The following is an 8656-nucleotide window of genomic DNA, read 5'->3' as shown; positions in this document are numbered from 1 at the left end:
CTGCCACCGTGGCGCATTGACGCCTCGGCTTGGGCGAGTCCATCCAATTACAGGTATTTGCGCGTTTTCAGGGGGTATGGTTTTTACGCATTATCCATGCGCTCAACGCGATTGAGCCTGCTCCACCAACCATCCCATCAACTCGCGCAGTTTCGGCGAAGGCCCCGGCTTCTCGGGGAACACCAGGTAATACGCCAGTCCGGTTTTGACCTTCAGCTCAAACGGCATGACCAACCTTCCGGCGCTCAAGTCATCGCCAATCAACGACCAGTCTCCGATCGCCACGCCAGTCCCTTGGGACGCCATCGACATGGCCAGGTCCAGGGTTTCGAAATGCTGACCCTTACCCACATTGTTCAAGCGCACGTCGGCGGTCGCCAGCCAGGCTTTCCAGTCCCGCTCATCCCGTGTCGGGTGCAGCAGCAGGTGCTGTTCCAGGTCATCCGGGATGCGCAACGGCACTGACCCTTCAAGCAGCGGTCTGGAACAGACCGGCGTCAGCTGCTCATCGAACAAATGAAACGAGGCCAGCGTGCTGTCCGGCGGCGCACCGTACATCACGGCGGCATCGAACTGTTCGCGGTGAAAATCCACGCCGTGCTTGACCGTGGTGGTCAACTCCACCGGCACGTCCGGGCGCTCCCGTTGCCACTGCAAAAGCCGCGGCAGCAACCAGCGCATGACACAGGTCGGTGCCTTCAGTTGCAGGGTTTCGCGCTTCGCGCCGATTTGCTCCACGGCCTCGTCGATCAACCCGAAAACCTGCTGCACCCGTGGCAGCCATTCCCGTCCTTCAGCGGTCAGTTCCAGGCCGCGAGCCTGACGAATGAACAGTTCATAACCCAGATGATCTTCCAGCCCGGCAATCTGCCGGCTCACCGCGCCTTGGGTGATGTGCAGCTGTTCGGCGGCACGGGTGAAGTTGCAGCACTGCGCGGTAATCCAGAACGTGTGCAGCGCCGGCAGGGGAGGCAGTCGTTTCATTGGGATCCAAGGTATGACGTGAGGACATGGCTAGTATGACTTTTTATCCATTGTTGAGGCGAGGTGTCGCCCGTTCAATGAGGCCATCCCTGGACCTGCCTGCGCATCATAAACATTGCACAGGTCCGGCGTCTCAAACGAACAAGAAGGGCAAACACATGGCGACGTGCGGCGAAGTATTGGTCAAGTTACTCGAAGACTATGGGGTCGAGCAGGTGTTTGGCATTCCCGGTGTTCACACTGTGGAGCTGTATCGCGGGCTGGCCCGTTCGAGCATCAACCACGTCACTCCGCGTCACGAGCAGGGCGCCGGCTTCATGGCTGACGGCTATGCACGCACCAGTGGCAAACCCGGCGTGTGCTTCATCATCACCGGCCCCGGCATGACCAACATTACAACGGCGATGGGCCAGGCCTACGCCGACTCTATCCCGATGCTGGTGATCTCCAGTGTGCAATCGCGCAGCCAGTTGGGTGGCGGTCGCGGCAAGCTGCACGAGTTGCCGAACCAGAGTGCGCTGGTCGGTGGCGTGGCGGCGTTCTCCCACACCTTGATGTCGGCGGCGGAATTGCCGGGCGTACTGGCCCGTGCTTTCGCGCTGTTCCAGGCGGGCCGCCCGCGTCCGGTGCACATCGAAATTCCGCTGGATGTGTTGGTTGAGGACGCCGACGATTTGCTGAGCAGCGTGGCGGTGCAGATTGATCGCGCCGGTGCTTCGCCGTCCGCCGTTTCGCGCATGACCGACTTGCTCGCGGGCGCCAAGCGTCCACTGATCCTCGCGGGTGGCGGCGCCATTGACGCTGCCGCCGAACTGACTGAATTGGCCGAGTTGCTGGACGCGCCTGTCGCGCTGACCATCAATGCCAAAGGCATGCTCGAATCCGCTCACCCGTTGCTGATCGGTTCGACCCAGAGCCTGGTTGCTACCCGTGCGCTGGTCGCCGAGGCCGACGTGGTGCTGGCCATCGGCACCGAACTGGCCGAGACCGATTACGACGTCACCTTCGCCGGTGGTTTCGAGATTCCGGGCAAGCTGCTGCGCGTTGATATCGATGCGGACCAGACCGTTCGCAACTATCCGCCGCACGTGGCCCTCGTCGCCGATTCGCGGCATGCGGCCCAAGCGTTGCTGAGCGCGCTGTCGCACAAATCCCTGGCTGAGCGCCGCAACGATTGGGGGCAGGTTCGTGCCGCCCGTCTGCGTGATGAATTGGCCGCCACCTGGGACGCCCCGACGTTGGCGCAAACGCGCTTCCTCGAAACCGTCCTGCACGAACTGCCGAACGCCGTGTTCGTCGGCGATTCGACTCAACCGGTTTACACCGGCAACCTGACGTTCAACCCTGAGCGTCCGCGCCGCTGGTTCAACTCGTCCACCGGTTATGGCACCCTCGGCTACGCCTTGCCGGCTGCCATTGGCGCCTGGCTCGGTGGCAGCCTCGCAGCGGGCGCGCGTCCTCCGGTGGTGTGCCTGATCGGTGATGGCGGCCTGCAATTCACCCTGCCGGAACTGGCCAGCGCCGTTGAAGCGCGCACGCCGGTGATCGTCCTGTTGTGGAATAACCAGGGCTACGAAGAGATCAAGAAATACATGGTCAACCGGGACATCGAACCGGTGGGCGTGGACATCTACACCCCCGACTTCATCGGTGTGGCGAAGGCGCTGGGCTGCGCGGCCGAAGCGGTCAACGGTGTCGAGCAACTGCGCACGGCACTGCGTGTCGCCAGTGATCGCCAGGGCCCGACCCTGATTGAAATCGATCAGACGTCTTGGATGCAGGCGGTGTCGAAATGAGCTTCGCTTTGACGTTACCGACCACGCTTGATGGCCTGTTCATCGATGGCCAATGGTCGGCCGGCCCTGAACACCTGCGCGTGATCAATCCGGCAACCGAAGCCTTGTTGACCACCGTTAATGGCGGCGATGCGCACTCGGTCGATCAGGCTGTCAGTGCGGCAGCCAACGCGTTCAAAGGCTGGTCGCAAACCACCGGCGCCGAGCGTGGCGCGGTCCTGCGCAAGATCGCGGCGGGCGTGCAGGCCGGTCGTGAACAATTGATGCATTTGCAGTCCGGCAACAACGGCAAGCCGCTGTTCGAAGCGGCCATCGATGTCGACGATGTGATCGCCACGTTCGAGTATTACGCAGGGCTCGCTGAAGGCCTGGATGCCAGGCAAGACAGCGCCGTTGAGCTGCCGAGCGACGAATTCAGCGCTCGGGTGCGCCGCGAACCTTGCGGTGTGGTCGGCCTGATCGTGCCGTGGAATTTCCCGATGGTGACCACCGCGTGGAAACTGGCGCCGGCCCTGGCTGCCGGTTGCTGCGTGGTGCTCAAACCGTCCGAAGTGACGCCGCTGCCGGAGCTGGAACTGGCGGCGATCATTGCCCAAGCCGGTCTGCCCAAGGGCGTGTTCAACCTGGTCTGCGGCACGGGCCTGGCGGTAGGCGCACCGCTGTCGGTCGATCCGCGCATCGCCAAAATTTCGTTCACCGGCAGCAATGCGGTCGGCGTGCAGGTCATGCAACGCGCGGCAGAAACCGTCAAAGGCGTGAGCCTGGAACTGGGTGGCAAATCCTCGCTGCTGGTGCTGGCCGATGCCGACATCGAACTGGCGGTGGAAGTGGCCTGTGGCGGCGGTTTCTACAACGCCGGGCAGATGTGTTCCGCCACCAGCCGTGTGCTGGTCGCTGATGAACTGGCGGATGAGTTCCTGATCCGCCTGAAGGCGCGTGCCGAAGCGATTCGCGTGGCGGACCCGTTCGATCCGGCGGTGGAAATGGGCGCACTGGTCAATCAGGCGCAATACCAGCGCGTACTCGGCCACATCGACCGTGGGTTGAGTGCGGGCGCAACACTGATCTGCGGCGGCAATCGTCCGGCAGACCTGCCGCGCGGCTATTTTTTACAGCCGACCATTTTCACCGACGTGCCCCAGGGCAGTGCGTTGTGGTGTGAAGAGATTTTCGGCCCGGTGATCTGCGTGCGCAGTTTCGCCTCCGAAGCCGAGGCGATTGCCCTGGCCAACGACAGTCAATTCGGTCTGGTGGCCAGCGTGGTCACACGCGACGCCGACGCCGCGGATCGTGTCGCTAACGCGTTGCAGGCGGGGCTCGTGTGGATTAACGCGCCGCAGGTGATCTTCCCGCAGACCGCTTGGGGTGGCTACAAGCAGAGCAGCATCGGCCGTGAATTGGGCCCTTGGGGCCTGCAGGCTTTCCAGGAAATCAAACACGTGATTCGGGCCGTCTGAAGGCTCTTCCTGTAGGAGCGAGCTTGCTCGCGATAGACGTCAACGATAACGCGAGGCATCAGACAGCCAGTGTCGTCCTTGCGTCCATCGCGAGCGAGCTCGCTCCTACAGGGAGGCATGCGTCGGCGTCATGGCTTCGATGAGTTTTTATCGATAGTCAGGTGTTTTGCACAACTTCAGGATGAACTCGCTGGCTCAGCCAAGCCCCCGAAAATACGGGGGCTAATGCTGCTCCGGTCGCGCGGATGCAACAGTTTCGACCTGCCTTATACCTACAAAAACAAAGGGAGTCCGTCATGGGCGAGCATGATCTGAACAGACGTCAATTCATCAAGACCGTGGGCGTAGCCTCGGTTGCCGCGGCGGCCATGAGCCTGCCGTTCGTCAAGGCCAATGCCAGCGACACGCGCTTTGCCGGCAAGACCCTGCGCCTGCTGACCTGGTCCGATGACACTGGCCTGGCTGCACTGCGCAACATCGCTGCGACATTCGAAGACAAGTACGGCTGCAAGGTCATCGCTGACCGCACCGGCAGTACGTCGGAAATGGTCGCCAAACTCAAGGCCGGCGGTGACCGTCCGCAGTACGACATCATCACCCTGGCCGGCGTCGGCGCCGAAGGTCTGGCCGCCGCCAATCTGCTCGAAAAACCTGATCTGAACCGCATTCCCAACCTGGTCGACGTGCCGGAGAAATACCGCACCGGCGCCAACGGTCATGGCATTGGTTACCTGTTGTGGTGCAACAGCCTCGTCTACAGCACCCGCACGATCAAGGAAGCGCCAGACAGCTACGCCGCCCTGTGGGACGCGGACCTGTCGCCGAACATTTTCCTGCCGCCGCCGAACTGGACCGAGGCCATGGACCTGATCATCATCGCCGCGAAACTGGCCGGTGGTGACGAACACAACATCGAACCGGGCTTCAAGAAACTCGCTGAACTCAAAGACCGTGTGGTGACGCTGGGCGAGAACCCGAACCAGATCGCCGAGCTGTTCCGCACTGGCTCCCTGGACATGGGTGGCTTGTACGCGCCGGCGTTTTTCCCTAAACAGATTCGTGATCCGGCGTACGGTCTGGGCGCGACGTTTGGCATGAAGGAAGGTTTCTACACCGACCTGATGTTGTCGGTGATGCCGAAGAATCGTCCGGGCGATATCGACATGGCTTACGCCTTCATCAACCACTCTCTGGACCCGCTGGTGCAGGGCAAGATGGCCGAGGACATCTACAACGGTCCGGTCAACGCCAAGGCGATCATCTCCGCCGAAGCGCGCAAGAGCCCGTACATCCTTACGCCGGAGCAGATTGCCGAGAAGGCGATCATGCACGACAACGCCTTCCTGGCCTCCGTGCATGACCAATGGATTCGTCGCTACACGGAAATCTTTTCTTCCTGATCGAGTGACGAACACAGCTCTCCAAAGCACCACAAAACCCTGTGGGAGCGGGCTTGCCCGCGATGACGGCCTACCTGTCGACAATGATGTGACTGACAGATTGCTATCGCTGGCAAGCCAGCTCCCACAGGGTGTGCGGTGGTTTTGAGATTGTGTTCGTCAACTGCTTTCCATTGACGAGACCTTTGCTATGGAACACCAACCTTTAATCCAGTCGGTCAGTGCTGCCGAGCCGCGCGCGAAGCGGGGTGTTTCGCCTACGGTGCGCGCCTGGCTTTTCCTCACGCCGTCGATGCTGTTCCTGGGTGTATTGATTGCCGCCAGTCTGCTGGTCCTGCGCATGAGCGTGGGCACCAAAGGGGCGGAATGGACCGGGTTCAGCCTGGCCAGTTACGCTCAATTGCTCGAACCGTACTACCTGAAATCCTTGCTGCTGACCCTGCGACTGGCGCTGATCAGTGCGGTCGTCGCCGTGCTGTTGGCGATCCCCGTGGCCTACACCATGTCGCGCCTGACCTCACCGTTCGTGCGCCGGATATTTCTCGCCGCGGTGCTGCTGCCCTTGCTGGTCAACCTGTTGCTGCAAAGCTACGGCTGGCTGGTCATTCTCGGCCCAGGCGGGATGCTTAATCAGGCACTGATGGGACTGGGCCTGATCAAGCGACCGGTCATGCTGCTGTACAACCAGAACGGTGTGCTGATGGGCCTGGTGCAAACCGCCTTCCCCTTGGCCGTACTGCCGATTGCCAGCGCCATGCGCGGCGTCGCCCGCACCTACGAAGAGGCTGCCGCTACCCTGGGCGCCAGTCGCTTGCAGGTGTTCCGCCAAATTGTTTTGCCGATGAGTTTGCCCGGGATCATCACCGGCGCAACGTTGGTCTTTGCCTACAACGCCAGCAGCTTTGTCGTGCCTTTGCTGCTGGGTGGCCGTCGCGTGCCGATGCTGGCGGTGATGGTGCATGACCAGATCGCCCCGCTGATGAACTGGCCTGCCGCGTCCGCTGCCGGGGTGGTGTTGATCGTCACGACGCTGGCGATCATGACCTTGTCCGAATACTTTACTGGCCGACGTCGGCGCAGGATGGAGGCTTCCCAATGAGCACGCTGATCAAGAAGCGTCATTCGCTGCTACCGGGCGACACCGGCAAGTTTGCCGGCATCCTCTCGGGCTTCATCCTGCTGCTGGCGGTGTTGCCGATCCTGACCATGATTGTCATGTCGTTCAGCGGTGCCTCGAACCTCGACTTCCCGCCGAGCAGTTACAGCCTGCAATGGTACAAGGCCGCCTGGAATACCTTCGTCTCGCCGGATTCCAGTGACGTGCTGAGCCTGGGCAAGGCCATGACCACCAGCCTGATGGTCGCGTGCCTGACCATGGTGTTTGCCACGATCATCGCGGTGCCGGCAGCTTATGCGCTGACCCGTTGCGAGTTCCGTGGCAAGGCCGTGGCGATGCAATTGATGTCGCTGCCGCTGGTGTTTCCGATGGTGGTCTTGGGGCTGGCGCTGCTGCTGGTGTTCGACAGCTTGCCGTTCCATATGACCACCTCGCGACTGGTGATCGCCCACGTCATCCTGGCGCTGCCCTTCGTGGTGAAGAACTGCACGGCTGCGATGCTCTCCATCGGTACCGAAGTCGAAGAGGCCGCGCAAATGCTGGGTGCGTCGCCGACGCGGGCGATTTTCGATGTGGTGGTGCCGTTGATGAAATCGGGGATTCTGGCGGGCATGCTGCTGGCGTTCATCGTCTCGTTCAACGAATTCACCGTGACCTACTTCCTCTACACCATCGACGTCATGACCGTGCCGATCTGGATGTACAGCCGCACCGTGTCATCGCTCGACCCCACCGTATTTTCGTTTGCCGTGCTGATCGTGCTGATCGACTTCGTCCTGATCTGGGCGTTGGAGAAGCTGGTGGGCGAGGGCGGCGTTTCCTTTTGATTTGAGGTGCAACATGACTGGTCTGATTCTGGAAAACGTCGAGAAACACTACGGCTCGGCCTGCGCGGTAAAGGATGTAAACCTGCATTTGCCGGAGGGCAAACTGGTGTGTTTTCTCGGCCCGTCGGGCTGCGGTAAAACCACATTGCTGCGCATGATTGCCGGCCTTGAAACCCTGAGCGGTGGCGAGATTCGCCTGGACGGTGAAGACATCGGCCACACCCCGGCACATCAACGAAATTTTGGCATGGTGTTCCAGTCCCTGGCGCTGTTCCCGCACATGACGGTGGGGGAGAACATCGCTTACCCGCTGAAACTGCGCGGCGTCAGCAAGGCTGATCAGCAGGCGCGGGTGGTGGAGTTGCTGCAGTTGATTCAGTTGCAGGAAATGATCGACCGTCCGGTATCGAAGCTGTCCGGCGGCCAACGCCAGCGCGTGGCGATTGCCCGGGCGATTGCCTCGCGGCCGAAAATTCTGTTGCTGGATGAACCGCTGTCGGCACTGGACGCCAAGTTGCGCGAGTCGATGCAGGTGGAAATCCGTCAGCTGCAACAGCGCCTGAACATCACCACCATCATGGTGACTCACGATCAGCGTGAGGCCATGACCATGGCGGACATCGTGGTGGTGCTGGGTGAGCATCGCGTGCAGCAAGTGGGGTCGCCGATCGAGATTTATCGGCATCCGGCCAACGAGTTCGTGGCGGACTTCATCGGTTCCGGCAACATCTTCCCGGCGACGGCATTGGGTAATGGCAAGGTCGGTTTGCCCGGCGGTGACGCGCTGCAAGTGCCGATCTGCAGCAGCATAGTGGTGGGAGAGAAGGTGAAGATGCTCATTCGGCCTGAGGATCTGCAACTGTCGCAACCGCAAGCGACGGCGGGGAATCGGTTGCTGGGCAAGGTGACGTTTGTACGGGATATCGGCGCGACGATTGAAACCACTGTGGAGTGTTCAGGGGTTTCGTTTACGGCATTGAGCACGCCGTGTCAGGGGTTTGGGTTGAGCATTGGCAATCCGGTTTCAGTGACACTGCCGGCTGAGGCTTGTCGGGTACTCGGCGCCTGACTGACT

Annotated in this window: 7 protein-coding genes; 6 read left to right on the top strand and 1 reads right to left on the bottom strand. The window is 61.3% G+C overall.

What is annotated here, in order from left to right:
* Positions 1 to 102: 102 nt before the first annotated feature.
* Positions 103 to 984 carry a LysR substrate-binding domain-containing protein gene (locus AC3ZVB_RS28150; RefSeq protein ID WP_194692599.1) on the bottom strand — a complete coding sequence of 294 codons (882 nt, stop codon included), beginning with the start codon at positions 982 to 984 and terminating at the stop codon, positions 103 to 105.
* A gap of 158 nt (positions 985 to 1142) precedes the next feature.
* On the opposite strand from AC3ZVB_RS28150, the gene AC3ZVB_RS28145 reads away from it, so the two are divergent.
* The 6 genes from AC3ZVB_RS28145 (at position 1143) to AC3ZVB_RS28120 (ending at position 8650) form a co-directional block, all read left to right on the top strand.
* Entirely contained in the window at positions 1143 to 2780 is a 1638-nt protein-coding gene (locus AC3ZVB_RS28145) for a 5-guanidino-2-oxopentanoate decarboxylase (RefSeq protein WP_490148378.1), read from the top strand.
* An 8-nt stretch (positions 2781 to 2788) separates the two neighbouring features.
* Positions 2789 to 4237: an aldehyde dehydrogenase family protein gene (locus tag AC3ZVB_RS28140; RefSeq protein ID WP_490148379.1), complete on the top strand. Its 1449-nt coding sequence runs from the start codon at positions 2789 to 2791 to the stop codon at positions 4235 to 4237.
* Positions 4238 to 4533: 296 nt separating this feature from the next.
* The gene (locus AC3ZVB_RS28135; protein WP_194692597.1) at positions 4534 to 5637 is read left to right on the top strand and encodes an extracellular solute-binding protein; all 1104 of its coding nucleotides are present in this window, start codon (positions 4534 to 4536) and stop codon (positions 5635 to 5637) included.
* Between the two features lie 190 nt (positions 5638 to 5827).
* The gene (locus AC3ZVB_RS28130; RefSeq protein WP_162439652.1) at positions 5828 to 6736 is read left to right on the top strand and encodes an ABC transporter permease; all 909 of its coding nucleotides are present in this window, start codon (positions 5828 to 5830) and stop codon (positions 6734 to 6736) included.
* Positions 6733 to 7581 (top strand): ABC transporter permease, encoded by an 849-nt coding sequence (locus AC3ZVB_RS28125; RefSeq protein WP_194692595.1) that lies wholly within the window; start codon positions 6733 to 6735, stop codon positions 7579 to 7581. The genes AC3ZVB_RS28130 and AC3ZVB_RS28125 overlap by 4 nt, the downstream gene beginning before the upstream one ends.
* A gap of 13 nt (positions 7582 to 7594) precedes the next feature.
* Entirely contained in the window at positions 7595 to 8650 is a 1056-nt protein-coding gene (locus AC3ZVB_RS28120; RefSeq protein WP_490148377.1) for an ABC transporter ATP-binding protein, read from the top strand.
* Positions 8651 to 8656 lie beyond the last annotated feature (6 nt).

This window comes from Pseudomonas sp. MDV22-iso1, from assembly GCF_058145095.1.
Note: the sequence above shows the minus strand (reverse complement) of the source record. Positions and strands in the feature narration are given on the sequence as shown.

Excerpts from the sequence above, each read along its gene's own strand:
- AC3ZVB_RS28150 (WP_194692599.1), bottom strand. The coding sequence starts at position 984 with ATGAAACGACTGCCTCCCCTGCCGGCGCTGCACACGTTCTGGATTACC.
- AC3ZVB_RS28130 (WP_162439652.1), top strand. The coding sequence starts at position 5,828 with ATGGAACACCAACCTTTAATCCAGTCGGTCAGTGCTGCCGAGCCGCGC.
- AC3ZVB_RS28120 (WP_490148377.1), top strand. The coding sequence starts at position 7,595 with ATGACTGGTCTGATTCTGGAAAACGTCGAGAAACACTACGGCTCGGCC.
- AC3ZVB_RS28145 (WP_490148378.1), top strand. The coding sequence starts at position 1,143 with ATGGCGACGTGCGGCGAAGTATTGGTCAAGTTACTCGAAGACTATGGG.
- AC3ZVB_RS28135 (WP_194692597.1), top strand. The coding sequence starts at position 4,534 with ATGGGCGAGCATGATCTGAACAGACGTCAATTCATCAAGACCGTGGGC.
- AC3ZVB_RS28125 (WP_194692595.1), top strand. The coding sequence starts at position 6,733 with ATGAGCACGCTGATCAAGAAGCGTCATTCGCTGCTACCGGGCGACACC.